The sequence below is a fragment of the Sagittula salina genome (assembly GCF_017813235.1).
Taxonomy (GTDB): domain Bacteria; phylum Pseudomonadota; class Alphaproteobacteria; order Rhodobacterales; family Rhodobacteraceae; genus Sagittula; species Sagittula salina.
Genome location: NZ_JAGISH010000002.1, coordinates 243137 through 267886, shown reverse-complemented (window position 1 = coordinate 267886; position 24750 = coordinate 243137). Strand labels below are relative to the sequence as shown.

Sequence of the window (24750 nt, the reverse complement as noted above, 5' to 3'; positions counted from 1 at the left end):
GGACATTAGGGATGCGCGCCAAATCGGGCCAAACGGGGGCAGCGGACCCCTGGGCGCCGGGATTTCGGCCCCAAGGGTTAACGCGCCGCTAAGCCGAACAACCTCAGGCGGACGCATCCAAAAAGGGCGTCGCCCGGGGCACCGCCGCGGCACCCGCCCGAGCGTAGCCTGCGGCCGCCTGCACGGGGCTTGCGGCCGCCTGTGAGTGGCCAGCGACGGCCTGCGCAGTCGCAGCACCCCGGGCCTCCGTCACACCACGTCCGAAGGAAAGCTGACCATCGATCCGGGTCGCGGCCCCCCGCCCCGGCGTGCCGGTGGTCAACGCCGGATTGGCATAGACCCCCATCGCTGCGCGGTCCGGCACACCGCTCGCCGCCGGCATGGGCGCGGTTACAGATGTTGACACCCCGAATGCCGAAACTCCGGAAGCCGGGTTACCGGCCGGCGTCACACCGAATTTCGGCGCGGTGGCGCCCTGCGAAACCGGCGCCGGATCGGGCGTTCCCGCCCCTGTGCGCGCAGCAAATAGCGCGAGGGTCGCCGGACTGGGTGTGGTTGCTTCGATCATCGCTGCCTCCTTCTCCGATCGGGAGGCCAGAGATGTCCGGAGAATGTGACTCGAATTGGGCAATGCCCCCCGCGCTTCACATCGTGGTTAGCGAAGCCCTTAGATCGCTCTCAGCCGTAAAGCTCTGCCGCACGCCGTTCGAAGGCACGCACCACGCGCTGCATGGCGTCGTAGAAGAACATCCCCGCAGCCCCCTGCAGGATGCGGTTGCGGAACTCGAAGTCGACGAAAAAGGACACCTCGCAGCCGCCCTCGACGTCCTTGAAACCCCACTTCGACACCATGTGGTGGAACGGCCCGTCAAGGTATTCGGTATCGATCCGCATGTCCTCCGGCCAGAGCGTCACCCGCGAGCCGAACTTCTCCCGGAATACCTTGAACGAAATCACGAGGTCCGCGAGCATCACCTCGTGATCGCCCTCCTTTTCCCGCGACCGGATGCGCGCGGCGGCGGTCCACGGCAGGAACTTCGGGTAGTTGGCCACGTCCGCAACAAGGTCGTACATCTGTTGCGCGGTATAAGGCAGCTTGCGGGTTTCGGAATGCTCGGGCATGGGTCTACTTTTGATGACAACGGGGGTGGATGTCGTATGCTCCGCCCGAAAAATCAAGGTGATGTCATGACAAAGCGGCCTTATGTCGTAGACGAAATGATAACGGCGAAGGCCATCGCCGCCCGGATCGAGGCACTGGCCGGCGAGATCAAGCGCGAATTTGCCGATACCGACAAGCTGGTCGTGGTCGGTCTGCTGCGCGGCAGTTTCGTCTTTATCGCCGACCTCGTGCGCGAACTGGACCTGCCCGTGGAGGTCGATTTCCTGGAGGCGTCAAGCTACGGCGACACGATGGAGTCCAGCCGCGAGGTCCGCATCCTGAAGGACCTGCGCTCCGGCATCGAAGGCCGCGACGTGCTGGTGGTCGAGGACATCGTCGATACCGGCCACACCCTGAGCCACGTCATCCACCTGCTGTCCTCGCGCCATCCGCGGCGACTGAAATCCATCGCCCTGCTGGACAAACCATCGCGGCGGGAGGTCGATTTCCGCTCCGACTGGATCGGGTTCGAGATCCCGGACGAGTTCGTCGTGGGCTACGGCATCGACTTTGCGCAGCGCAATCGCAACCTGCCCTTCATCGGCAAGGTCCGCTTCACGGATTCGTCAGACTGAGCCCGGTCATGCACTCAAAGCTTGTGCGGTGGCGCATAGAGTGTCTCATTGGATGCACAACCGCGCATTCTTTGTCACGAGGCGCGGTCAGACTATGCTGGGTGGATTAAAAACAGGGAGACTGATCATGAAGACGATTGTTACCGCAACCGCCGTGCTGGCCATGTTGGCCGGGTCCGTACTGGCCGAGGAAAACCGTCAGCTGGAGGGCCGCAAGGGCCAGTTCAACATCCTGGCGCTGAACGTCGGCATTCTCGGCGGCATGGCAAAAGGTGCGATGCCCTATGACGCGGAGGCCGCGCAGGCCGCAGCCGACTCCATCGTCGGCGTCTCCATGGTGCATCAGGCGACGCTATTCCCCGAAGGCTCCGACAGCATGTCGATCGACGACACCCGCGCGCAGCCGAACATCTGGGACAACTTCTCCGACTTCGAATCCAAATGGGCCGCGCTGGGAGATGCCGCGAGGAACATGCAGACGGTGGCCGCCACCGGGCAGGAGGCAATCGGACCCGCGCTGGGTCAGCTGGGCGGCGCCTGCAAGGCCTGCCACGACACCTACCGCGCGCCGGAATAAATGCGCTGGCCACGGGTTCTGATCCCGGTGGCGGTAATCGCCGCCGGGGCCGCATGGTGGCTGACCGCGCCCGGCACGGTGACAGCGGAGCATTACGAGGCGCTGACCGGCGACGCCGAACACGGTCAATGGCTCTTTACCGCCGCGGGCTGCGCCTCCTGTCATCACGCGCCAGAGGCCAAGGGCGAAGACAGGCTGGTGCTCGCGGGCGGGCAGGCCTTTGCCTCCGATTTCGGCACTTTCTACGCGCCCAACATCTCGCCGTCTGCGTCCGGGCTCGGGTCGTGGTCGCTGCTGGAGTTTGCCAATGCGGTGACGCAGGGCGTGGACGACGCGGGGCGGCACCTCTACCCCGCTTTCCCCTACACGGCCTATACAAAGATGGCGCCGCAGGACGTCGCTGACCTCTACGCCTACCTTCAGACGCTGCCCGCTTCGGATGTCGCGTCCAAACCGCATGACGTGGGCTTTCCGTTCAACATCCGCCGCAGCCTTGGCGGCTGGAAGCTGCTGTTCTTCTCCGACGACTATGTGATGCCAGAGAACGGCAATGCGCGCGGTCGCTACCTGGTAGAAACGCTGGCCCATTGCGGCGAGTGTCATACGCCCCGAAATGCGTTGGGCGGGCTGGATAAATCCCGCTGGCTGGCTGGCGCGCCGAACCCGAACGGCAAGGGCACGATCCCTTCCCTGACGCCGGACAAGCTCGACTGGTCGGCTGCGGACGTGGCCTATTACCTCGAAACCGGCTTCACCCCGGATTTCGACAGCGTCGGCGGGCATATGGCGGAGGTCGTGGACAACTTCGCAAAGCTGTCGGCCAAAGACCGGCAGGCCGTCGCCGCCTACATAAAGGCACTGCCCGCGCCCTGAACGGACGGTTGGCGCGGCGCAATGCCGACACGGCACGCACCCGCAAACCGCCGGGCGCCGGTTCAGCATACTGGTCCGGTAGCTTTGCCCGGTGGCTTTGCCCGTGTCGCCCGACCCGTATCGCTTGGCCCGCGTCGCTCCTAACAGGCCTGTCGGGTGATCCGATCCCCGACGCCCCCGCGGGACACCGCTGCGTGCATTCCGTCGTGCGATACCGCCTTCGCGCCGCCCTCGCCCAGACCTGGCGACGTGTCACGGCAACCCTTCGTTCAGTCTTTCGTCAGCGTGCGTTAGCAGTTGTCAGCTGACAACTTCACCCGCACGCAGCCCCCCCGCCGGCCCCGCCCCGCATGAAGCCCGGCGTCACGCAGGCCTGCTCAAACCTGTGCCAGCTTCGCCGCACGCGCCGCCCGTAGCCGGGCAAAATCGTCGCCCGCGTGGTAAGACGACCGCGTCAGCGGCGTGGCTGAAACCATGAGGAACCCCTTGCCAAGAGCCGCTTTCTCATAGGACGCGAAATCCTCCGGCGTCACGAAGCGATCCACGCGGTGGTGCTTTGGCGTCGGCTGCAGGTACTGGCCGATGGTGAGGAAATCCACATCCGCCGCGCGCATGTCATCCATCACCTGACGTACCGACTGCGCATCCTCGCCGAGGCCGACCATGATGCCGGACTTCGTAAAGATCGACGGATCGAGTTCCTTCACCCGCTGCAACAGGCGCAGCGAATGGAAATACCGCGCCCCCGGCCGCACCGTCGGGTAAAGCCCCGGAACGGTCTCGAGGTTGTGGTTGAACACGTCGGGCTTCGCCGCCACCACGACTTCCAGCACCTGAGGCGAACACTTCAGGAAGTCCGGGGTCAGAATCTCGATAGTGGTGCCAGGCGCGCGATGGCGGATCGCGCGGATCGTCTGGGCGAAATGTTCCGCGCCGCCGTCCTCCAGATCGTCCCGATCCACGGAGGTCACGACGACGTGGTTCAGCCCCAGCTTCTGCACCGCATCCGCCACGCGGCCCGGCTCGAATACGTCCAGCACATCGGGGCGACCCGTGGCGACGTTGCAGAAGGTGCAGCCCCGCGTGCAGATCTCGCCCATGATCATCATCGTGGCATGGCCCTGGTTCCAGCATTCGCCGGCGTTGGGACAGCCCGCCTCCTCGCAGACGGTCACCAGGTTGTGCTCCCGCATGATCCTCCGCGTCCGGGCATAGCCCTCACCGCCAGGCGCCTTTACGCGAATCCAGTCAGGTTTCTTGGGTTGGGCATTGTCCGGGCGATGCGCCTTTTCAGGGTGACGCTCGCCGGGGATCTTAAGATCACGCATGGCTCCGGGCCTCTCGCTACATCCGCTTTTGTCCCTCCTACGCCCCTCCGCACAACAAATCCAGCCCGCGCAGGTGCCACCCCCGCGCCGCCGTGGTCTGGTAGAGACCCGAGAGACCTCGGTGCGCTCGCGCCTGTTCTTCTTCTTCTTGGCCCAAATACTTCGGGGTCCGGGGGTGAAACCCCGGGCGGGTCGGCGCGCCAGGCGTGGCGAACCCGATAATCCCTCCCTATCGAACCATATCCAAACTTTCATGGAACGTGATGGCCAGCCGACCCGTTGGTCGAACAACCGACCTCGGCAAGGAGAGCCACAGATGTCCTACGATCGACGCCCCACCCTGACCACGACCGCTGGCGCGCCCGCCCCGACCAACGATACGGCGCGCACCGCCGGTCCGCGGGGCCCGGTCCTGCTCGAAGACTACCAGCTTCTGGAAAAGCTCGCCCACCAGAACCGCGAGCGCATCCCGGAGCGCACTGTGCACGCCAAGGGCTGGGGCCTGCAGGGCACCTTTACCGTCACCCACGACATCACTCGCTACACCCGCGCCGGGCTCTTTTCTCGGGTGGGAAACAGCTGCGATGTGCTGTCGCGCTGGTCAACCGTGGCTGGCGAGCTTGGCGCGGCGGATGCGGAACGCGACGTCCGCGGCTTTTCGCTGAAGTTCTACACCGAGGAAGGCAACTGGGACATGGTGGGCAACAACACTCCCATCTTCTTTGTGCGTGATCCCTACAAATTCCCGGACTTCATCCACACCCAGAAGCGCCACCCCAAGACCAACATGCGCTCTCCCGAGGCGATGTTCGACTTCTGGGCGGGCCAGCCCGAGTCGGTGCACCAGGTAACCATCCTGATGTCGGATCGCGGTATCCCGAAGAACCCCGCCCATATGCACGGTTACGGCTCGCACACTTTCTCCATGTGGAATGCCCAAGGCGAACGCCATTGGGTGAAGTTCCACTTCCGCAGCCAGCAACCGATCGAAAACTACACCAACGAGGAAGCCAAGAAACTGATCGGTGAAACCCGCGAAAGTTTCCAGGAAGACCTCTGGAACATGATCCAGGACGGCAAGCATCCGAAGTGGACGATGTACATTCAGGTCATGAAGGAAGGCGAAGAGCACCGCTATCCCTTCAACCCCTTCGACCTGACAAAGGTCTGGTCGCACAAGGATTACCCGCTGATCGAGGTCGGCGAACTCGAGATGCACACCGTCCCGGAGAACTACTTCCAGATGGTGGAGAACGCCGCCTTCTCGCCGTCCAACGTGGTGCCGGGGATCGGCTATTCCCCGGACAAGATGCTCCAGGCGCGGGTGTTTTCCTATGCCGACGCGCATCGCTATCGGCTTGGTACGCATTACGAGGCATTGCCCGCGAACGCACCGAAGTCGGGCGTCCAGCATTACCACAAGGACGGGCAGATGCGGTTCTTCCGGAACGACAGCGGCAACCCGAACGCCTACTACGAGCCGAACCAGTACGAGGATGCCCCCGTCGCCGATCCGTCGGTCAACGAGCCGCCGCTGCGGATCGATGCGGACGCCTATCGCCACAAGCAGGAGATCACCGAAGACGATTTCGTCCAGCCGCGTGCGCTTTACAAGGAAGTCCTGAACGATGAGGAACGTGAACGTCTGCACCAGAACATGGCCGGGGCGATGGATCCGTGCTCGGACGCGGTAAAGGAACGCTGGTACGCCGTGCTCGAGCGCGTGCACCCGGACTATGCGGCAGGCGTCCGCAGGGCCTGCGAGAGTGCCCCGGCCCTGCCGGTCACGCCGGACACGCCGACCAAGGTCGCACAGTAAACCATACCGGCGCGCGCTTTGTGTTCCCTGTCCTGTTCCGCGCGCGTCGGGCGCGGCCGGCCCCCCTCTCGGCCGGCCGCTTTTTGGCAGAAGTCTCCTCTGAAGTCTCCTCTACGGCATGATTTTGCTTAGAATGCGGGATGTTCAGACGGCTTTCATCACCACCATCGTATCAGGGATAACCCGACGATGGAGAGCATTATGCACCGTCCCGTACTGACATTTGCCGCCGTGGCCCTCGGCGTGACCGTCGCCGCCAGTGTCAACGCGCGCATCGGGCAAGACGCCGACGCGCCACGGTCATTCGGGTTACCCGAGGCTGTCACCACAACCCCACTGGCTCCCGGCTGACCGGAGCGACACCTTAACCCAGCAGATCGCCGCCAGTTAACCCAGCAGATCGCCGCCAGCGCGTCCACGCTCCTCGTAATGACGGCGCAAACGCTGCAGCGCGATGCGCAAGACGATCTTGCCAGAGCGCGCCGACCAGCCCAATTGCTTTTCGGCGGTTTCGATCCCTTCCAGGTAACAACAACAGCGCAGCGCCACATCTCCCAGGCCCGCTCCGAGGTCTTTCAGCGCAGCCTTCAGGCGTTCCTGCGCAGCCTGTGCCCCGCTGCCCGCCCCGGAACCTGCCTGGGCCGAAACCCCGGCCGTCAGGAACTGGTCCCAGTTCTGCGTGGTGCGTGGCCCCAACTGCGACAGTTCGAAATCCTCGCGGAGCCGCTCGCCTGCCGCGACCAGCACATCGGTCAGAAACGGCGCGCCATCCTTGTCGCGGCGGCGCCCCAGCGCTATCAGCGGGCTTTCTGCCAGAACATAGCGGCCCTTGCGCATCCGGGGATCACGCTCGACCTCTTCGAGCGCGCGGCCCGCCTCGCGTCCGGTGTCGAATCCGGCCTGAGCTTCTGCAAAACCGCGCAGCTTGGTCTCATGCTGGGCCATCATCAGGTTCAGAGCCGCCCGCCCCGCGGCGGTGATCCGGTAGCGCGACACCCGTGCGGGCGTGGCACAGCGGATCCACTCCTTCAGGGCCATCGCCTGCGCGATGCCCGCCTCGACCACGGCGGTGCGCTCGCTGCCGCCTTCGCCGGTATCGCGCACGACCACGGCCTTTTCCATCTCGGCGGCCACGGCCAGCACCGCGCCGGGTTCGCACAGCCTGCGCAGGATGCGTCGCGCTTCCCGCGCGAGCGTGGTCTCGTCCGGGGATACCGGCATGTTCACGGCAGCAGTCATTCGCTTATCGTCCTTTCTGGCTCTCGGGGCCGGGTCCCCACTCCCGGTTGCCCCCAGGTTGCACAAAGCTGCATCGACCAGGGGATCGTCGCGCAATATCTCCACCTTCCGGATTTGCCGGAGAACGGTTGAGGGGTGACACCCCCGATGCCGCGCCAGATCACGGATGGAGCGGCCCGTCTCCGTATGCGCGACGTACACGCGCACCGCGTCGGGCACCCATCCGGGCAGCGGTTGTTCCGTATCTCCCGGCCTCGCAGCCATCATCAGCAGCATCCGTTCCGGACCCAGAGCCGGGTCAGAGTTATCGGCGGTTTTTGCACAGACTTATCCCCATTTACCAAGTCGCAACCTATGGGTGAGTTAGTTACTCTTTGGTTAACAGCTTTCCGCGAGTCCGATCATTCCTAACAAGTGATAATCAAACATGAATGTGACGTGCGCACGGATCCGTTGCGTGCAACACCCGCTCCGGATGTGCTCTGATGGACTGCCGGTGGATCGCATTGATCCACAGCGCGACCACGAAGGAGCACGACGATGAAGGATGTCCTTGGCCTGCTTGAAGACCTGCGCCGCCCACGCCTGCTGATCAGCGCCGCGCGGATCGGGGCGCAGGAATATCGCCGCAGCCCATGCCTGAGACGGGTTCTGGGGCATGCCACCCTGCCGCGCCCCGGGCAGGCATTGATGAGTCTGATGGAGATCGAGGCCGAACTCGACGAGCGCCGTCGGGGGCAGGACGCCACCTACGCGGTCAGCCGCCATGTGGAGGTATTGACCGCGATGATGGGAGAGGCCCGGCTTCTGCGCGAGGCGGCCCGCTAGGCCGCCCCGGACTGCCCTCCACGCCGTCCTTGCCTCAGGTGCGCAGCAGCTCCGCAGGCCGACGCGCCAAGCCCCTGACCGCGTGCCCGTTCAGGAAAACGCGTCGGGCATCGAAGCTTTCTTCTGTGCCACATAAGCCAGCAAAGCCTCGCGTACCGCAGGGTCCATGACAGGTTCCTCATAAGTCGCCAGCATCCGGTCCATGCGGGCCCGCGCCAGCGCCACGGTATCGCGAGCGCCTTCCTCGCTCCAGGTCTCAAACGGTTTGTAATCAAGCACTTCGGACCGCCAGAAAGCGGACTTGAAATTCGCCTGCGTATGCGCGCAGCCAAGGTAATGCCCGCCCGGACCGACTTCGCGGATGGCGTCCATCGCCTGCGCGGTCTCGTCGACAGCGATGCCCTTTGCCAGACCGTGCAGCGCGCCTAGCTGATCGGCGTCCATGACGAACTTCTCGAAGCTCGCGACCAGCCCGCCCTCCAGCCAGCCGCAGGCGTGCAGCATGAAGTTGACCCCCGCCAGCAGCCCCATGTTGAGCGAGTTCGCCGTCTCGTAGGCGGCCTGCGCATCGGGCAGTTTCGAGCCGCAGAACGATCCCGCCGAGCGGTAGGGCAGACCCAGCCGCCGGGCCAGTTGCCCCGCGCCGTAGGTAATATGCGCGGCTTCCGGCGTGCCGAATGTGGGCGCACCGGAGTTCATGTCGATCGAGGTCACGAATGCGCCGAAGATCACCGGCGCGCCGGCGCGCACCAGCTGGCTGTAGGCGACCCCCGCCAGCACTTCGGCCAGCACCTGCGTCAACGTCCCGGCGACCGAAACAGGCGCCATGGCACCGCCTACGATGAAGGGGGAAATGATGCTCGCCTGCCCCGCTTCGGCGTAGACCTCCATAGCGCCCATCATCACGTCGTCAAACGTTAAAGGCGAGTTGATATTGATCAGCGAGGTCATCACCGCATTGTCGGAAACAAACTGTTTCCCGAAGAGGATCTCGCTCATTTCCACGGAATCGCGTGCTCGGGACGGTTCTGTGACCGACCCCATGAAGGGTTTGTCGGACAGGGTCATATGCGCCAGCAGCATGTCGAGGTGGCGCTTGTTCACCGCCACGTCGGTCGGTTCGCAGACGGTTCCACCGGAGTGGTGCAACCACTTCGACATCTGACCCAGCTTCACGAAGGTGCGGAAATCGTCGATCGTGGCATAACGCCGCCCGCCATCGATGTCGCGCACGAAGGGCGGGCCGTAGACCGGCGCCAGCACGAGACTGCGGCCGCCGATCTCGACCGACCTCTCCGGATTGCGGGCGTGTTGAGTGAACTGCGAGGGCGCGGTGCCGCACAACTGTCGCGCAAGGCCGCGCGGGATTCGGACGCGCTCGCCCTGCACCTCCGCCCCGGCGGCCTTCCAGCGAGCCAGCGCGGCGGGGTTGTTGACGAAGTTGACGCCAATTTCTTCAAGCACGGTTTCCGCATTGTGCTCGATGATTTCGAGCGCCTCGTCGTTCAGCACCTCGAAGTTCGGAATGTTGCGCTGGATGAACTTCGCCGTCTCCACCGCGGTCGAGGTCCGCTCCGCCCGGCGCGCGGCACCGCCGCCACCCCTGCTCCGCTTGCGCGCTGCTGCTTCTGCCATCTCATGCCCTCGTGGCTGGCGGGCACGCCAGTCGCGCCCGCGGGTATCAGGCCCCCTTCTACCGAAGCTGCCCCGCCCGTCCTGTGACGTTTCCGGCGCTTCACGGGTGAAAGCGACATGGGACGGAAGGGACGAAACGGGAACGGGATGGGGCGGCCACCGGCGGAACGGTGGACAGGCTACCCGCGTTTGTCCTGCGAAGACATGAAGATCCGGAGGCAAAGATGACCCGTGTTACCCCGAAGACGATCCGCATGGGCGCCGTGCTGCTTCTTGGCACGCTGGTGGCGCTGGCCGGTCTGGTGGCCGGCGCGGTGCTCTTCGGCCTTTCCGTCGCTCTGTGTTTCGTGATCTGGATTGCCGGAGCGATCTGGGTAAACCGGGGCCGCCGTTCGGCAGAGCCATTGCAGCCGGAATGATCGCTCAGGGTCCATGGCCGGACGGTCGGGGCCGATTCCGTGCGAGCGTTCGATCAAATCTTATCCAGGCCAAGGGCCGCGTTGAGGAACACTTAGGACTCCCTCCCTAAAGCTGTGACTTAGCGCAGGCCTGCCTGCGACACGGATTCGGGGGCTACCGGTCGCGGACGCAGGTGTGAGGTTTCACGCCAAAACCCGGAGTCCCACCATGCCCAAACACTGGCCCAGATCCTGGCCCAAACCCCACGTTCTATCCACGGCTCTCGCGGTACTTATGCTTGCCGCCCAGCCACTCCAACCGCTGATGGCAGCGGAGTCCGGCGCCACGCCGCCGGGCGCACCGGGCGGCACCTGCAAGGGCTACGGTCCGCAAACGCCCCGCGACTTGAACAGCACCATAGGAATCAACCAGCGCACCTTTGCCATGGCGCCGCCCGCAACGCAGATGAGTCTGTGCAACATCCACACACATACCAATGCCGAACACCGGGGTCCGGGTTTCACCATCTCCGGCGGTCCCGGCGAAAACGGCGGCTGGAAGTGCAACGAGACGCCAAACCTGACGCATGAAGAGCTGGAGGACCCGTTCCTCGGCCACAACGCCTTTCACGGGGTGAAACCCGGCGACACGATCGAGGTACACTGGGTTCATACCTCCTGCGACATCACCCCCGGCGAGGGGCTGGGTTCCTGCCTTTCCGATGCCTGCGCCAATCCGCAACTACGGGTCGAGGCGCAGATCTTCCTGGTTGTGAATGACCCTACCGCTCTGAATTTCATGGATTTTGACTACGGCGGCGAGATCAACGGGCGCCATCAGGCAAAGGCCATCCCCACCGGCACCGGACGCCCGATCCAGTTCCTGGGCTCCACCACCGGACCGAAGTATACCGAACGGGTCTGCTCTCCACTGCAGGTTACATGGGCAGTGCGACCCAACTGTGCACGGCTCGACGTGCATTCGCTGAACGAATGGGCGCAGAGCCGCAACATCTTTAACGAGACCCACAGCCACGGCGTACGCCAGATCGTCACCAAGCCGGAGCTTCTCGCTCCGATTCAATGATGCACCAACCCGCGCGGCCGCCCATGCCGTGCGGGTCATGCCGCAGCGCAGCGGTTGTTTTTGGTGACAGATGATATTCTCAACCTCTAATATAATGATTCTGGAATACCTTTGCGTCAGACGAAGGAGCCGGAACCACACCGGCCATGCGCGGCCGGAAACCATGGGACGGAGGAGGGTTCCCCCACATGACAGACACGATGAAACGCCTCTTGGGCGCAGGGTCGGTTGCGGCCTGCTGCGTCGCGGCATTGCCCGCACAGGCGACGAACGGCTATTTCGCCAATGGTTATGGCGGTGCGTCGAAGGGCATGGCCGGGGCTGGCGTGGCGGTGCCAGCCGGCGTGCTGGGCCTCGCGATGAACCCCGCCATGGGACACAAGGTGGGCAATGTGGCGGGCTTCTGCCTGACCTATTTCCGGCCTGACCGCTCGACCGAGATCGACCCCGGCGGCCCGCTGATCGCAGGCAGTTACACCAGCCGTAACGACGACTTCATCATCCCCTGCGGCGGGGCGAATTTTGTCCTCAGCGACCGGTTTGCATTGGGGGCCTTCATCACCGCCAACGGCGGCATGAACACCGAGTACGAGCCCAACTTCTTTGCCGGCTTCGGCGCAGGGTCGAACCCGGTTGGGGTGAACCTCGAACAGGCTTTTGTGAGCGTGAACCTCAGCTACAAGGCGAGCGAAACGCTGTCGGTCGGCGTCGCTCCCATCCTCGCGGTGCAACGCTTCAGCGCCACCGGACTGGAGGCATTCGCGGGCCTTTCCGCCAACCCCGGCAAGGTAACCAACCAGGGCGACGACTGGTCCACAGGGTTTGGCGTGACCGTCGGGGCTCTGTGGGAACCGACCGCGGAACTGGCCTTTGGCGCCAGCTACCGCACGCGCATCGACATGCAGCCCTTCGACAAATACGCCGGCCTCTTCGCCGAAGGGGGTGATTTCGACATTCCTGCCAGTGCGACACTGGGGGTGGCCTACACGCCCGCCACGCTGGACCGGCTGACGGTGACGGCGGAAGTGCAGCGCATCTGGTATTCCGATATTGCCGCCCTCGGTAATTCCAACGCCCCGCCGTCGGGTGCGCTGGGGGCGGCGAACGGCATGGGGTTCGGATGGAAGGACATGGATATCGTTCGCCTCGGCGCAGTCTGGCGCCATGACGCGCGCTGGACGTTCCGCAGTGGGGTGAGCCACGCCACGGCAGCCTTCGACGGGCCATCGGCGGTGATGAACAGCCTCGCCCCCGCGACGCCGCAGTGGCACGCCTCTGTCGGGGCATCCTACCGCATAGACGAGCACTGGGGCCTGACCGGCTCCTACTCGCATGCCTTCGACACCTCGGTGGAGGGGACGAACGCCGCCCTGACCGGCGTGGCCCAGAAGGTAAAGGTGAGCATGGCCCAGAACGAAACCGCTTTCGGCGTCACCTACCGCTGGTAAGGCCGTCGGGAGGGCCCCGGCGGGCCCTCCCTCTTGCGCGTTGGCCATCGCGGCCCTATGGGAAGCGCCATGACCCAGCATCAGCGCCTCCTCATCATCGACTTCGGTTCGCAGGTCACGCAGCTTATCGCGCGCCGCCTGCGGGAGCTGAACGTCTACTGTGAAATCCACCCCTATCAGAACGTCACCGACGCGTTCCTTCAGGACTTCGCCCCCCGGGCCGTGATCTTTTCCGGCGGCCCCGACAGCGTGACCCGCGACGGGTCGCCGCGCCCTCCGAAGGCCGTATACGACCTCGGCGTACCGATCCTCGGGATCTGCTATGGCCAGCAGGTCATGATGCAGGACCTCGGCGGCCGCGTCAAAGCGGGCGAAAGCCACACCGCCGAATTCGGCCGCGCCTGGGTGGCGCCCTCCGAGCGGACAACCGATTTCTTCAACGGTTGGTTCATGGACGGAACGGGTCGTGAGCAGGTCTGGATGAGCCACGGCGACCACGTGGCGGAACTGGCTCCGGGATTCGAGGTTTATGGCACCTCGCCGGGTGCGCCCTTCGCCATGACGGCGGACCTGGAACGGCGGTTCTACGCGGTACAGTTCCACCCGGAGGTGCATCACACGCCCAACGGTGCGACACTCTACGAAAACTTCATCCGCCTGGCGGGGTTCACCGGCGACTGGACCATGGGCGCCTACCGCGAAGAGATGATTGCAAAGATCCGCGAACAGGTCGGCGACAAGCAGGTGATCTGCGCGCTGTCGGGGGGCGTCGACAGCTCCGTCACCGGCATCCTGCTGCACGAGGCCATCGGCGATCAGCTGACGTGCGTCTTTGTCGACCATGGCTTGTTGCGACTGAACGAGGCAGAGCAGGTCGTCGCCATGTTCCGCGACAACTACAACCTGAATCTGATCCACGCCGATGAGGCGGACCTTTTCCTCGGTGCGCTGGAGGGAGTGTCCGACCCCGAGGTGAAGCGCAAGACCATCGGCAAGCTCTTCATCGATGTCTTCCAGAAGTACGCGGACGGAATCGAGGGGGCCGAATTCCTCGCCCAAGGCACGCTGTATCCGGATGTCATCGAGTCGGTTTCGTTCTCAGGCGGGCCTTCGGTCACGATCAAATCGCACCACAACGTGGGTGGCCTGCCGGAAAAGATGGGACTGAAGCTGGTGGAGCCGCTGCGCGAACTCTTCAAGGACGAGGTACGGGCGCTGGGGCACGAGCTGGGCCTGCCCGCGTCCTTCATCGGGCGGCACCCCTTCCCCGGTCCGGGCCTCGCGATCCGCTGCCCCGGAGAGATCACCCGCGAAAAGCTGGAGATCCTGCGCAAGGCGGACGCGATCTACATTGATCAGATCCGAAAGCACGGACTGTATGACGAGATCTGGCAGGCGTTTGCCGCAATCCTGCCCATGCGCACGGTGGGTGTCATGGGCGACGGTCGCACCTACGACTACGCGCTGGCGCTGCGGGCGGTGACCTCTGTCGACGGGATGACGGCGGATTACTATCCCTTCAGTCATGAGTTCCTGGGCGAGACCTCGACCCGGATCATCAACGAGGTGAAGGGCGTGAATCGCGTGTTCTACGACTGCACCTCGAAGCCGCCGGGCACGATCGAACTGGAATAAGACGGGCGGCTTTGCGATGGTTTCGCCGTGCAACGCGCGGCGACCGGCGCGCGACCTGCGGTCGCGCGCCATTGGGGTGCACCCCCCGCCCCTTCGGGGCTCCGCCGGAGTATTTTCCCCAAGAAGAAGCCGCGAGGCGACGCATTCCCGACACGGGGCGCGGGCATTCCGGCGCTGTCTGGACGCGTGCTTGCGCAGCCGCCTGTCCGCGGGTTTCACAAATTCCGAAACCCTGGAGTCCGAAACGCATTCTCTGGAGTGCCAGCGCGTCACCTCCAGAACGCAGGCCGATCCGGAAGTGCTGCGCGACTGGACGCGGCTCGGACAGCTCTTTCATGCGAAACTGTCGGGCTGCATCCCGCTGGCGGCACCGTTACGCTGGAAACAGGCCATCGCGCGCGGCAACGCATGGTGGCTGATCGTTACACTCCCGAAAAGGCGCATCTGTGGTAAGATGGTACGATACCGAGACTGGCCGCCTGCAGGTTCTTACGCTGGCGCAGGATCGCGGAGCCGCGACACGCCTTTGGCCAAAATTGGGTATGGGCAGGTTTCCGAGGCTCGGCTGCGCCGGGCTCTGCACCGCGCTGCCCGGTCGCTGGCTCTGACGCCTGCCTTCGCAGCGACCCACGTCTGTCACGCGCTTCGCGGGGCAGCCTCCCGGACAAGAACAGGGCGCCCCCCGTCGGCCTGCACTGCACTCCGCCCTCGGAACGCCAACCATGCTGCCATACGTCATCTGCCGGGAGCAAGGCGCATGAAGCTGTTGTGCGGGCTGTTCCGGACGGGACTCGCCATTTTGGACCGCCTGCCGTCGCATCGCCTCGCCCTGCACGGCTCGGACATGCGGCCCGCCTCATGACCTTCATGCAGATTATGCGTTTGCGTCATGACCGGGGATGTGAAAACACCCGCCCAAACGTCCCTCAGGAGCCCCAACAGATGACCGACGCTCTTACCCGCGCCCTGGCCGACCGCGACTGGCTGCTGGCCGATGGCGCCACCGGCACCAACCTGTTCAACATGGGGCTGCAATCCGGCGACGCGCCCGAGTTCTGGAACGAGACCGAACAGGACAAGATCCGCGCACTTTACCGGGGTTCGGTGGAGGCAGGGTCGGACATCTTCCTGACCAATTCCTTCGGTGCCAACCGGTCGCGACTGAAGCTGCACGAGGCAGGCCATCGTGCCTATGAACTGTCGAAACTGGCGGCTGAACTGGGCCGCGAGGTGGCGGATGCCGCAGGGCGCGGGATCATTGTGGCGGGCTCCGTCGGTCCGACCGGCGAGATCATGGGCGCCGCGGGCACCCTGTCGCACGCCGATGCGGTTGAGATGTTCGAGGAAACCGCGAAGGGTCTGATGGACGGCGGCGCGGATGTTCTGTGGGTCGAGACGATTTCTGCCCCGGAGGAATACCGCGCGGCGGCCGAAGCCTTTGGCAACATCGGCGCCCCGTGGTGCGGGACCATGTCCTTTGACACGGCCGGACGCACGATGATGGGGATGACCGCGCCTGCCATGGTGGAGATGGTCGAGGGCCTGCCGAACCCGCCCATCGCCTTTGGCGCCAACTGCGGCGTCGGAGCATCGGACCTGATGCGGACGCTGCTTGGCTTTGCCGCCACCGGCACCACGCGGCCGCTGATCGCCAAGGGTAACGCAGGCATCCCGAAATACGTCGAAGGACACATCCACTACGACGGCACGCCCGAACTGATGGCCGATTACGCCTGCCTTGCCCGGGACGCCGGCGCGCGCATCATCGGGGGCTGCTGCGGCACCATGCCGGTGCACCTGAAGGCCATGCGCGACGCGCTGGAGACCCGCCCGAAGGGTCCGGCGCCCACGCTGGAGGATATCGCGGCGCGGCTGGGTGGCTTCTCCTCCGCCTCCGACGGGACGGGCGACGCCCCGGCCCCGACGCGAGAGCGCCGCGGCCGCCGTCGCGGCTGAGATGTCGCAGGTCGGGGGGGCTCGACCTGCCACCGGGCGCGCCTCAGAACAGCGAAAGCTGTTCGCCCGGGCGCGGCGGTACCCGGAACAGATCGCAGCGCAATCGCGGCTGCACGCTATCAAGCCCCAACCGCCGCACAGCCCGGCGGAAGCGTTGCGCCACGAGATCGGCGTAGACGCCCTCGCCCTTCATCCGGTGAAACCACTTTGCGGAGTAGACATCGCCCCCATGCATCGCCTTCACATGTCCCATGACGCGCGCCGCCCGGTCCGGGTAATGCTCTGCCAGCCAGTCCTGCCAGAGCCCGGCGACCTCGCGGGGCAAACGCAACATGATGTAGCTTGCAGAGCAGGCGCCGGCGTCCTTTCCGGCTTCGAGGATCTTTTCCAGTTCGGGATCGCTCAGCGCCGGGATCATGGGCGAAGCCATGATCCGCACCGGCACGCCCGCCGCAACGCAGGCGCGGACCGCCTGCAGGCGTCTTGCCGGGGCCGGACAGCGCGGCTCCATCCGTCGGGCCAGACCGGCGTCCAGGGTCGTGACGGATATGCCCACCCGCACCAGCCCCTGCGCCGCCATATCACCGAGGATATCAAGGTCGCGTTCGATCAGCACGCCCTTGGTCACGATGGCGACCGGGTGGCGGAAGGCGCGCAGCACCTCCAGGCAGGCGCGCATGATTCCGCGGTCACGCTCGATGGGCTGATAGGGGTCGGTATTGGTTCCGATGGCCAGCGGCTGCACGCGGTAGCGCTTCGCCGACAGCTCCTTTGCCAGCACCTCCGGCGCGTTGGGGCGGGCCACAAGCTGGGTTTCGAAATCCAGCCCGGGCGACAACCCGAGGTAGGCGTGCGACGGGCGGGCAAAGCAGTAAATGCAGCCGTGCTCGCATCCCCGGTAAGGGTTGAGAGATCGGTCAAACGGCAGGTCCGGAGAGGCGACGTAGTTGACGACCGAACGCGCGCGTTCCTCCCGCACGGTGGTGCGCAGCACGCCGTTCTCTTCGGGGATGTCCCAGCCGTCTGCCACCTCGACCCGGCTGAACCGTTCGAATCTCCCGACTTCCGCCGTAAGCGCCGCGCGCCCCCGGCGGCGCTCCTGTTCGACACGGTGGCGCTCATCATCCATGCACCAAAAATAGAACGTAAGTGGAACATTGACAATCCCCCCCTAAACTCAATGCCTCAGGTCGGATTGTCTGCGCCCAATGTCGCAATCCGCCAATTGACGTAGACGGAAAACGACGATTAGTCGCAGGACGGTCCCCGACAGACCCTTGCCCCTGCGCCCGCAAGAAGGAAACGCGAAATGGCAGACGAAGACGACGAGATCATCCTCTCCGAACTCGACGACGACGAGCTTGTGCAGCAGATGTTCGACGACCTCTACGACGGTCTCAAGGAAGAGATCGAGGAAGGCGTGAACATCCTACTGGACCGCGGATGGACCCCCTATGATGTCCTGACAAAGGCGCTGGTGGGCGGCATGACCATCGTTGGTAACGACTTCCGCGATGGTATCCTGTTCGTCCCCGAGGTGCTGCTGGCCGCCAACGCGATGAAGGGCGGCATGGCCATCCTGAAGCCGCTTCTGGCCGAAACCGGCGCCCCCCGTATGGGCAAGATGGTCATCGGCACGGTGAAGGGCGACATCCACGACATCGGCAAGAACCTCGTGTCGATGATGATGGAGGGTGCAGGTTTCGAGGTCGTCGACCTCGGAATCAACAACCCGGTCGAAAAATACCTCGACGCCCTGAAAGCCGAGGACGCCGATATCCTCGGCATGTCTGCCCTGCTGACCACCACCATGCCGTATATGAAGGTTGTGATCGACACGATGAAGGAACAGGGCATTCGCGACAACTACATCGTGCTGGTGGGCGGTGCGCCGCTGAACGAGGAATTCGGCCGCGCCATCGGTGCCGATGCCTACTGCCGCGACGCGGCCGTGGCGGTGGAAACCGCGAAACAGTTTATCGCGCGCAAGCATAACCAGATGGCTGCGGGCTGACGTTCCAGGGTGACGGCCCCCTCATGGATCCACTTCCGGCACATACACTTCCGGCCATACAATGACCGGCCCCGCCACTCAGGCGGGGCAGCCACGATGGTCAGCCACCCCATGGGGACCCACACAGACATCGCCCTTTTCCGGTCGCCGATTGCGGAAAATTCGTAGAATGGCCTTTTTCTTTACCCTTTGCTGCATCATACTCTTGTCATGAGGAGATTGGTCATGCCCGTCACGTCTTTTGCACTTCTGGTCTTTGCGGCCCTCGTTGCGCTGGTTCTGGCGCTCTGGGCGCTGTCGAGCTGGGGGGCGCTCGCGGTGCTGGCGATCCTGATCCTCGTCGCGGCTTTTGGTCTCTGGGCCGCCGCTCCCGTGCCCCATGACGACAAGACCACTTGAAACCACCCTTCCCGACGACGCCCGGCTGACGAGCGAGGGGTTCGCCGCCTCCGGTCGCGGTCGCACGCTGCTCATCGCTTGCGGTGCACTGGCCCGCGAAATCCTTGCGCTGATCCGACTCAACGGCTGGGCGCATGTGGACGTCACCTGTCTGCCCGCAATCCTGCATAACCACCCCGACCGGATTCCCGATGCCGTCCGCGACGCCGTGATCGAGCACCGCGACGCCTACGACCGGCTTGCCGTAGTCTACGCCGATTGCGGTACAGGTGGGGAGCTTGAGCGTACCTGCGACGACCTCGGCGTGGAAATGGTTGCAGGCCCGCATTGTTACGCGTTCTTCGACGGGCTGGGCCGCTTCGCCGCCCGCGACGAAATCACGTCCTTTTACCTGACCGACTTTCTAGCCCGGCAGTTCGACGCTTTCGTCTGGAAACCGCTGGGTCTCGACCGCCATCCGGATCTGCTCGCTATGTATTTCGGCAATTACGAGAAACTCGTCTACCTCGCCCAGACACAGGATGACAGTCTTACCGCCAAGGCCCGCGATTGCGCCGCCCGCCTCGGCCTGGCCTTCGAACGACGCTATACCGGCTACGGCGACCTGGCGACCACACTGGAACACTGGGCGGCCGCCTGACAGGTGCTCGTGCGCCGCTCATACGTGAACGGGCGCCCTGCTACTTTTTGAAAAAACACATAATCACTTAGCCTGACCTGCCCCCGGCTTCACTGCTTCGCAACCACCGACGGCACAGCGTGCAGCTCATTCCAAAGCAGGCTCCACAGCTTCCTTCAGCACCACTGAAATCGGAACCAGCGCGATATTGTTGCCGCGATCCTGCAGCCCCCACAGCATCAGAGCAGAGAGCGTTCCCGCTTTCAGCCGCCCGAGCATGACGACTTCACCCTCCTGCTTTGCCCGAAAGGCCGCCTGGTCCAGCGTGCGTCGGATCAGGTTCTCGTCCTGTCCCGCACCGTCGAAATCGCGGAACAGCGTGACCGCCGGGACACCCGCCTTCGAGGCCAGCTTCTGCGCGGTGTTCAGCCCTTTGGGCTCCATCACCAATCCGTGCCCTGAGGCACCGAGGTAGGCCGCCGCCTGCGAGGCGACCGCACGGCTGCCCTGCAGCCCGGTGCCCGTGCCCTCCAGCACGCCCACGGCCCCCGGCACGAGTCCCATCAGCCCGGAGAGAGCCACCTCCACGTCAGACGCCTGCGCGCCCTCGGGCATGTCCGCCAGCGCCAACACTTCAAAGCCACGCTCGCGGTAGCCCTCCGCCACCTCGCTGGCCTTGGGATGCCCGGGCGCGATGGCAAAGCTGACCGGGAACGGCAGGGTCTCCAGTTCCACAGGCCCCATGGGGGCACTGCCGTCGTCGATGAGGATCACCGCCATGCGCGGCACGCCCGCCGGTGGCGGAAAGCGCGAGGCGTATTTTACCAGCGGACTGTCCGGACCCAGCAGGCCTGCATCGGTCAACGGCGCTTCGCCGTCCTCCTCCGGCGCACCGATACTGGGCAGCCGCGAAGACTCCCCTGCGCGCTCGCGATCAACCAAAGATCCCGCCATCCGGGCAAGCCGTGGCGGCGTCGGCGGAACCGGTTGGCCTTCGGGAGCCGCTTCTGCCGGAGGTTCAGGAGCCATGTCCGGCGGGGTCTCCAGATCTGGCGTCGGGTCGGCGCGGGCCTCCACCGTTGCCGCCTCATCTTCGGGCGCAGGCTTCGGGGTCGGGGTCACGGCGGCCATGACCTCGGGCTTTGGTAACGGTTTCGGCACGACCTCGGCGCCGCGCTCCGTGTCCGGGAGGGCGGGTCGCTGTGGCGCAACCGTGGCGCGCGGCTCTTCAGTAACCATGGTGATGTTTACGGTATCGTCCACCCGTTCGGTGCCCCCTTCGGTGCCCTGCGGCCCGTCCGGGGTCTCGCCCAGCTTCGGCATGGGTGGTGCCGTGCCTTCCTGGGCCGGTGTATCCTGCGCGATTTCGGTAATTTCCGGCACAGCTGCCGCGTACAGAGGCGCATCCTGAGGCGTTTCCGGTAGGATAGTCACGTCCTCCACCGCGTCAGGCACGTCCATCTGCGGGGCCTCCGTGGCCGCGTCGGGGGGCTGATCGATTGCCAGCGTATCAAAGCCGGACGGTGGCGGCTTCAAACCGGTCGACTGCCCCTCCCCTTCCAGGTGAACTCGGGTGAGCGGTTCCTTATCAACCTCATGTGCTTCAGCCAGACCTTCCGAAGCGGCATCCCCGCTTGCGGGACCCGGGCTTGCAGCCGCTTCTTCAACGCTCTCCCCGGCATCCTCTGAAACGTCACTTTCTACCGCAGGCAACGCCGCCGGCTGGCCCCGTGCTGAAAGGGCCTCGTCCGTGGGCACGGCCTCCGGTTTCGCGTTGAATTGGCGTTCAGACCTCTCGACCGGCACCACTACCGGCTCCGTCGGGGCGCGTGGCCCCGTGATGACCGAAAGCGCCCCCAAGCCAAAGGCCGAAACCACCGTGCCCCAGACCACGCCTGCCAGAATTCCCCGCGCCATGGCTGCACCCCCTCACTGCCCGTTTCACCCCATACGCCGCAGTACCGGTTTCACCGCCCGGCCCCTGCGCCCTTGCGGCTCTTGACCTCCCAAGCACCGCCTGTGCATGTATACCGCGACCCGGGGCCTGCCCGCCAGACCCCGGGCGGCCAAATCGTCGCAGGCCATGGAAGAAAGGGCCCTCATGCTGCTCCTGATCGACAATTACGACAGCTTTACCTACAACCTCGTGCATTTCCTTGGGGAACTCGGCGCCGAGGTGCAGGTCTGGCGCAACGATGCGATCGACGTACAGCAGGCCATGGCACTGAATCCCGCAGGCATCGTGCTGTCACCCGGTCCCGGCACGCCCTCGCAATCGGGTATCTGCTGCGCCTTAACAGAGGCTGCAGCCGAGACCGGCACGCCGCTTTTTGGCGTCTGCCTCGGACATCAGACCATCGGACAGGTGTTTGGCGGAACCGTGCAGCGGCATACCGAAATCGTGCACGGAAAGATGGGTACGATCCACCATCAGGGGAAATCAGTCTTCAAGGGCCTGCCATCGCCGTTGCAGGCGACGCGCTATCACAGCCTCGTCGTAGACCGCGCCACCCTGCCCGACTGTCTCGAAGTGACGGCGGAACTGGAGGACGGCACCATCATGGGGCTGATGCACGGGACGCTGCCGATCCACGGGGTGCAGTTCCACCCCGAAAGCATCGCCTCCGAACATGGCCACACCATGCTGCAGAATTTCCTCGACATCCTGAAGGTGCCGGCATGAGCGACGATCTCCGCCCGTTGATCGGCACCTCCGCCGATCGCCCGCTGACCCGCGACCAGGCCGAACGCGCCTTTACCATCCTGTTCAATGGCGAAGCGACACCGGCACAGATCGGCGGCCTTCTGATGGCCATGCGCACGCGGGGTGAGACGGTAGACGAATATGCCGCCGCCGCCGCCGTCATGCGGTCGAAGTGCAACAAGGTCGCCGCCCCCGAGGGCGCCATGGACATCGTCGGCACCGGGGGTGATGGCAAGGGAACGCTGAACATCTCCACCGCCACGGCCTTTGTCGTGGCGGGCGCGGGCGTGACCGTGGCAAAGCACGGCAACCGCAACCTGTCGTCGAAATCGGGGGCCGCCGACGCGCTGGGGCAGATGGGGATCAACGTCATGCTGCCCGCCGACCGGGTCGAGAAGGCGCTGCACGACGTGGGCATCTGCTTCATGATGGCGCCGATGCATCATCCCGCCATGGCCCATGTGGGCCCGGTACGGGCGGAACTTGCCACGCGCACGATATTCAACATCCTCGGGCCGCTCACCAACCCGGCGGGGGTGAAACGTCAGCTGACCGGTGCCTTCACCCGCGACCTGATCCGCCCCATGGCGGAGGTGCTGGGCAAACTCGGCTCGGAGCACGCCTGGCTGGTGCACGGCTCAGACGGCACGGATGAGCTGACAATCACCGGCGTGTCCTGGGTCGCGTCTCTGGAGGAAGACGGCTCCATCCGCGAGGTGGAACTGCACCCGGAGGATGCAGGCCTGCCGGTGCACCCCTTCGAAAGCATCGTCGGAGGCACGCCGCAGGAAAACGCCGTGGCCCTCCGTGCTCTGTTGGATGGCATGCACTCCGCCTACCGAGACGCTGTATTGCTGAACGCGGCTGCCGCGCTGACCATCGCGGGCAAGGCTTCCGACCTGCGCGAAGGTGTGGCGCAGGCAGCCCGGTCTATCGATTCCGGTGCCGCAAAGGCCAAGGTCGAAGCGCTGGCAAAGGCCACGCAGGGCGCATGACGCCTGACGCCGGTCAGCCCCCCGCAGCCTGGCGGCATCTGCCGTTTTTCGTGCAGGATCTGCCCCGGATCGCGGCGCAACTGGCCGATCAGTCCGATATCCTGCCTCCAGCGCCGCAACGCTTCGCGGCGCTGGAGGCCTGCTCGCCCGAAGCGACTCGTGTCGTGATCCTCGGTCAGGACCCCTACCCTACCCCCGGCCACGCGCACGGGCTGGCTTTTTCCGTGGAACCGGACGTCCAGCCGCTGCCGCGATCGCTGACCAATATCTACAAGGAAATGCAGGACGACCTCGGCGCCCATCCCGTCAACGGCGACCTGCGACACTGGGCGCGGCAGGGCGTGCTGCTGCTCAATACCGCCCTTACCGTGCCCGTGGGACAGGCCGGAGCCCATGCCCGCCTTGGCTGGACGGCGCTGACCGAACAGGTGCTTTCGTCGCTGAACGACCGCCCCCGCGCCATTCTGCTCTGGGGCAGGCACGCGCAGTCCTTCGCCCGCCATATTCGCGGGTCCGGACACCTCGTGATCGAGACCGCACATCCCTCACCGCTCTCGGCGCGGCGCGGCTTTTTCGGCTCGCGCCCCTTTTCCCGCATCAACGACTGGCTTACAGAGCAAGGCCAGACCCCCATCGACTGGACCGGAGAGGCACCATGACCCAAACGATCCTCGACAAAATCAAGGCCTACAAGCTGGAGGAGGTCGCCGCCGACAAGGCCGCGAAACCGCTCGCCGCGGTCGAGGCCGAGGCCCGCGACGCCTCTGCCGTGCGCCCCTTTGCCGCCGCGCTGGAAAAGGCCGCCACCATCGGCTACGGGCTGATCGCGGAGGTCAAGAAGGCATCCCCCTCCAAGGGGCTGATCCGCGCCGATTTCCACCCCGCCGACCTGGCAAGGGCCTACGAGGCGGGCGGCGCCACCTGCCTGTCCGTACTGACCGACACACCGTCGTTTCAGGGCGCAAAATCCTTTCTCACGGAGGCACGCGCGGCAACCTCGCTGCCGGCATTGCGCAAGGACTTCATGTACGACACCTATCAGGTGGCGGAGGCACGCGCGCTCGGGGCCGACTGCATCCTGATCATCATGGCCTCCGTTTCGGACGCGCAGGCGGCGGAGCTTGAGGACGCCGCGCGCGGCTGGGGCATGGATGCGCTGATCGAGGTCCACGACGACCCGGAACTCGACCGCGCACTGCGGCTTGAATCGCCGTTGATCGGTGTCAACAACCGCAACCTGAAGACCTTTGAGCTGACGTTGGACACAACCCGGGAGCTGTCGAGGCGCATTCCTCCGGATCGCTTCCTCGTGTGCGAGTCCGGGCTCCATACGCCCCGTGACCTTGCCGACATGGCGGCCTACGGCGCGCGCGCCTTCCTGATCGGGGAAAGCCTCATGCGGCAAGAGAACGTGCAGGAAGCGACGGAAACCCTGCTGAAAAACCCCGTACCGGCCTGA

24 protein-coding genes are annotated in these 24750 nt (G+C 65.0%); 17 read left to right on the top strand and 7 right to left on the bottom strand.

Going from position 1 to position 24750, the window contains the following annotated elements:
* Positions 1–103 precede the first annotated feature (103 nt).
* Both J5474_RS05230 and J5474_RS05225 read right to left on the bottom strand, forming a co-directional pair.
* A complete protein-coding gene (locus tag J5474_RS05230) occupies positions 104–568 on the bottom strand; it encodes a hypothetical protein (protein ID WP_209359748.1) in 465 nt (154 codons plus the stop codon).
* A gap of 110 nt (positions 569–678) precedes the next feature.
* Positions 679–1122, bottom strand: coding sequence for a type II toxin-antitoxin system RatA family toxin (locus J5474_RS05225; protein ID WP_209359747.1), 444 nt, complete (start codon positions 1120–1122; stop codon positions 679–681).
* Between the two features lie 66 nt (positions 1123–1188).
* Here J5474_RS05225 and hpt point away from each other — a divergent pair, with 66 nt between their 5' ends.
* From hpt to J5474_RS05210, 3 genes are all read left to right on the top strand, one after another.
* Entirely contained in the window at positions 1189–1737 is a 549-nt protein-coding gene (gene hpt, locus J5474_RS05220) for a hypoxanthine phosphoribosyltransferase (protein WP_209359746.1), read from the top strand.
* A 127-nt stretch (positions 1738–1864) separates the two neighbouring features.
* On the top strand, positions 1865–2314 hold the full coding sequence (locus tag J5474_RS05215) for a c-type cytochrome (RefSeq protein ID WP_209359745.1): 450 nt from the start codon (positions 1865–1867) through the stop codon (positions 2312–2314).
* The gene (locus J5474_RS05210; protein WP_209359744.1) at positions 2315–3187 is read left to right on the top strand and encodes a cytochrome c; all 873 of its coding nucleotides are present in this window, start codon (positions 2315–2317) and stop codon (positions 3185–3187) included.
* A gap of 377 nt (positions 3188–3564) precedes the next feature.
* On the opposite strand, the gene lipA is transcribed toward J5474_RS05210, so the two are convergent.
* Entirely contained in the window at positions 3565–4515 is a 951-nt protein-coding gene (gene lipA, locus J5474_RS05205; protein WP_209359743.1) for a lipoyl synthase, read from the bottom strand.
* Positions 4516–4831: 316 nt separating this feature from the next.
* Between lipA and J5474_RS05200 the strand changes: the two genes are divergently transcribed.
* Positions 4832–6334 carry a catalase gene (locus tag J5474_RS05200; RefSeq protein WP_209359742.1) on the top strand — a complete coding sequence of 501 codons (1503 nt, stop codon included), beginning with the start codon at positions 4832–4834 and terminating at the stop codon, positions 6332–6334.
* Positions 6335–6721: 387 nt separating this feature from the next.
* Here J5474_RS05200 and J5474_RS05195 read toward each other — a convergent pair whose 3' ends face one another.
* Positions 6722–7840, bottom strand: a complete 1119-nt coding sequence (locus J5474_RS05195) for a DUF6456 domain-containing protein (RefSeq protein ID WP_209359741.1) — start codon at positions 7838–7840, stop codon at positions 6722–6724.
* A gap of 273 nt (positions 7841–8113) precedes the next feature.
* On the opposite strand from J5474_RS05195, the gene J5474_RS05190 reads away from it, so the two are divergent.
* Positions 8114–8401, top strand: coding sequence for a DUF6477 family protein (locus tag J5474_RS05190; protein ID WP_209359740.1), 288 nt, complete (start codon positions 8114–8116; stop codon positions 8399–8401).
* Between the two features lie 90 nt (positions 8402–8491).
* On the opposite strand, the gene J5474_RS05185 is transcribed toward J5474_RS05190, so the two are convergent.
* Positions 8492–10036: a trimethylamine methyltransferase family protein gene (locus J5474_RS05185; protein WP_209359739.1), complete on the bottom strand. Its 1545-nt coding sequence runs from the start codon at positions 10034–10036 to the stop codon at positions 8492–8494.
* 224 nt (positions 10037–10260) lie between these two features.
* Between J5474_RS05185 and J5474_RS05180 the strand changes: the two genes are divergently transcribed.
* The 5 genes from J5474_RS05180 (at position 10261) to bmt (ending at position 16560) form a co-directional block, all read left to right on the top strand.
* Positions 10261–10455 carry a hypothetical protein gene (locus tag J5474_RS05180; RefSeq protein WP_209359738.1) on the top strand — a complete coding sequence of 65 codons (195 nt, stop codon included), beginning with the start codon at positions 10261–10263 and terminating at the stop codon, positions 10453–10455.
* A gap of 208 nt (positions 10456–10663) precedes the next feature.
* A complete protein-coding gene (locus tag J5474_RS05175; protein WP_245216246.1) occupies positions 10664–11521 on the top strand; it encodes a delta-class carbonic anhydrase in 858 nt (285 codons plus the stop codon).
* A gap of 188 nt (positions 11522–11709) precedes the next feature.
* Positions 11710–12969: an OmpP1/FadL family transporter gene (locus J5474_RS05170; RefSeq protein ID WP_209359737.1), complete on the top strand. Its 1260-nt coding sequence runs from the start codon at positions 11710–11712 to the stop codon at positions 12967–12969.
* A gap of 69 nt (positions 12970–13038) precedes the next feature.
* A complete protein-coding gene (guaA, locus tag J5474_RS05165; RefSeq protein WP_209359736.1) occupies positions 13039–14604 on the top strand; it encodes a glutamine-hydrolyzing GMP synthase in 1566 nt (521 codons plus the stop codon).
* A gap of 942 nt (positions 14605–15546) precedes the next feature.
* Positions 15547–16560 carry a betaine--homocysteine S-methyltransferase gene (gene bmt, locus J5474_RS05160; protein WP_209359735.1) on the top strand — a complete coding sequence of 338 codons (1014 nt, stop codon included), beginning with the start codon at positions 15547–15549 and terminating at the stop codon, positions 16558–16560.
* 43 nt (positions 16561–16603) lie between these two features.
* On the opposite strand, the gene J5474_RS05155 is transcribed toward bmt, so the two are convergent.
* Positions 16604–17689, bottom strand: coding sequence for a PA0069 family radical SAM protein (locus tag J5474_RS05155; protein WP_209359734.1), 1086 nt, complete (start codon positions 17687–17689; stop codon positions 16604–16606).
* A gap of 180 nt (positions 17690–17869) precedes the next feature.
* Between J5474_RS05155 and J5474_RS05150 the strand changes: the two genes are divergently transcribed.
* The 3 genes from J5474_RS05150 (at position 17870) to J5474_RS05140 (ending at position 19613) form a co-directional block, all read left to right on the top strand.
* On the top strand, positions 17870–18574 hold the full coding sequence (locus J5474_RS05150) for a corrinoid protein (protein ID WP_209359733.1): 705 nt from the start codon (positions 17870–17872) through the stop codon (positions 18572–18574).
* Between the two features lie 225 nt (positions 18575–18799).
* On the top strand, positions 18800–18973 hold the full coding sequence (locus tag J5474_RS05145; protein WP_209359732.1) for a hypothetical protein: 174 nt from the start codon (positions 18800–18802) through the stop codon (positions 18971–18973).
* Positions 18954–19613: a DUF1638 domain-containing protein gene (locus J5474_RS05140; RefSeq protein ID WP_209359731.1), complete on the top strand. Its 660-nt coding sequence runs from the start codon at positions 18954–18956 to the stop codon at positions 19611–19613. Before J5474_RS05145 ends, J5474_RS05140 begins: the two co-directional genes overlap by 20 nt.
* Positions 19614–19739: 126 nt before the next feature.
* On the opposite strand, the gene J5474_RS05135 is transcribed toward J5474_RS05140, so the two are convergent.
* The gene (locus J5474_RS05135; protein WP_209359730.1) at positions 19740–21509 is read right to left on the bottom strand and encodes a divergent polysaccharide deacetylase family protein; all 1770 of its coding nucleotides are present in this window, start codon (positions 21507–21509) and stop codon (positions 19740–19742) included.
* Between the two features lie 184 nt (positions 21510–21693).
* Between J5474_RS05135 and J5474_RS05130 the strand changes: the two genes are divergently transcribed.
* Genes J5474_RS05130 through trpC form a run of 4 tightly spaced genes read left to right on the top strand, consistent with a single transcriptional unit; the run spans position 21694 to position 24750 of the window.
* Entirely contained in the window at positions 21694–22275 is a 582-nt protein-coding gene (locus tag J5474_RS05130) for an anthranilate synthase component II (protein ID WP_209359729.1), read from the top strand.
* A complete protein-coding gene (gene trpD, locus J5474_RS05125) occupies positions 22272–23291 on the top strand; it encodes an anthranilate phosphoribosyltransferase (RefSeq protein WP_209359728.1) in 1020 nt (339 codons plus the stop codon). The genes J5474_RS05130 and trpD overlap by 4 nt, the downstream gene beginning before the upstream one ends.
* On the top strand, positions 23288–23950 hold the full coding sequence (locus tag J5474_RS05120) for a uracil-DNA glycosylase (RefSeq protein WP_209359727.1): 663 nt from the start codon (positions 23288–23290) through the stop codon (positions 23948–23950). Before trpD ends, J5474_RS05120 begins: the two co-directional genes overlap by 4 nt.
* Positions 23947–24750, top strand: a complete 804-nt coding sequence (gene trpC / locus J5474_RS05115; protein ID WP_209359726.1) for an indole-3-glycerol phosphate synthase TrpC — start codon at positions 23947–23949, stop codon at positions 24748–24750. The genes J5474_RS05120 and trpC overlap by 4 nt, the downstream gene beginning before the upstream one ends.

Bases quoted from the DNA above. Each gene is read 5' to 3' on its own strand.
- J5474_RS05170 (WP_209359737.1), top strand. From the start codon at position 11,710: ATGACAGACACGATGAAACGCCTCTTGGGCGCAGGGTCGGTTGCGGCC.
- J5474_RS05190 (WP_209359740.1), top strand. From the start codon at position 8,114: ATGAAGGATGTCCTTGGCCTGCTTGAAGACCTGCGCCGCCCACGCCTG.
- lipA (WP_209359743.1), bottom strand. From the start codon at position 4,515: ATGCGTGATCTTAAGATCCCCGGCGAGCGTCACCCTGAAAAGGCGCAT.
- J5474_RS05230 (WP_209359748.1), bottom strand. From the start codon at position 568: ATGATCGAAGCAACCACACCCAGTCCGGCGACCCTCGCGCTATTTGCT.
- guaA (WP_209359736.1), top strand. From the start codon at position 13,039: ATGACCCAGCATCAGCGCCTCCTCATCATCGACTTCGGTTCGCAGGTC.
- trpC (WP_209359726.1), top strand. From the start codon at position 23,947: ATGACCCAAACGATCCTCGACAAAATCAAGGCCTACAAGCTGGAGGAG.
- J5474_RS05195 (WP_209359741.1), bottom strand. From the start codon at position 7,840: ATGATGGCTGCGAGGCCGGGAGATACGGAACAACCGCTGCCCGGATGG.
- J5474_RS05175 (WP_245216246.1), top strand. From the start codon at position 10,664: ATGCCCAAACACTGGCCCAGATCCTGGCCCAAACCCCACGTTCTATCC.
- bmt (WP_209359735.1), top strand. From the start codon at position 15,547: ATGACCGACGCTCTTACCCGCGCCCTGGCCGACCGCGACTGGCTGCTG.
- J5474_RS05215 (WP_209359745.1), top strand. From the start codon at position 1,865: ATGAAGACGATTGTTACCGCAACCGCCGTGCTGGCCATGTTGGCCGGG.
- J5474_RS05130 (WP_209359729.1), top strand. From the start codon at position 21,694: ATGCTGCTCCTGATCGACAATTACGACAGCTTTACCTACAACCTCGTG.
- trpD (WP_209359728.1), top strand. From the start codon at position 22,272: ATGAGCGACGATCTCCGCCCGTTGATCGGCACCTCCGCCGATCGCCCG.
- J5474_RS05185 (WP_209359739.1), bottom strand. From the start codon at position 10,036: ATGGCAGAAGCAGCAGCGCGCAAGCGGAGCAGGGGTGGCGGCGGTGCC.
- J5474_RS05145 (WP_209359732.1), top strand. From the start codon at position 18,800: ATGCCCGTCACGTCTTTTGCACTTCTGGTCTTTGCGGCCCTCGTTGCG.
- J5474_RS05225 (WP_209359747.1), bottom strand. From the start codon at position 1,122: ATGCCCGAGCATTCCGAAACCCGCAAGCTGCCTTATACCGCGCAACAG.
- J5474_RS05180 (WP_209359738.1), top strand. From the start codon at position 10,261: ATGACCCGTGTTACCCCGAAGACGATCCGCATGGGCGCCGTGCTGCTT.
- J5474_RS05155 (WP_209359734.1), bottom strand. From the start codon at position 17,689: ATGGATGATGAGCGCCACCGTGTCGAACAGGAGCGCCGCCGGGGGCGC.
- J5474_RS05120 (WP_209359727.1), top strand. From the start codon at position 23,288: ATGACGCCTGACGCCGGTCAGCCCCCCGCAGCCTGGCGGCATCTGCCG.
- J5474_RS05150 (WP_209359733.1), top strand. From the start codon at position 17,870: ATGGCAGACGAAGACGACGAGATCATCCTCTCCGAACTCGACGACGAC.
- J5474_RS05210 (WP_209359744.1), top strand. From the start codon at position 2,315: ATGCGCTGGCCACGGGTTCTGATCCCGGTGGCGGTAATCGCCGCCGGG.
- J5474_RS05140 (WP_209359731.1), top strand. From the start codon at position 18,954: ATGACGACAAGACCACTTGAAACCACCCTTCCCGACGACGCCCGGCTG.
- hpt (WP_209359746.1), top strand. From the start codon at position 1,189: ATGACAAAGCGGCCTTATGTCGTAGACGAAATGATAACGGCGAAGGCC.
- J5474_RS05135 (WP_209359730.1), bottom strand. From the start codon at position 21,509: ATGGCGCGGGGAATTCTGGCAGGCGTGGTCTGGGGCACGGTGGTTTCG.
- J5474_RS05200 (WP_209359742.1), top strand. From the start codon at position 4,832: ATGTCCTACGATCGACGCCCCACCCTGACCACGACCGCTGGCGCGCCC.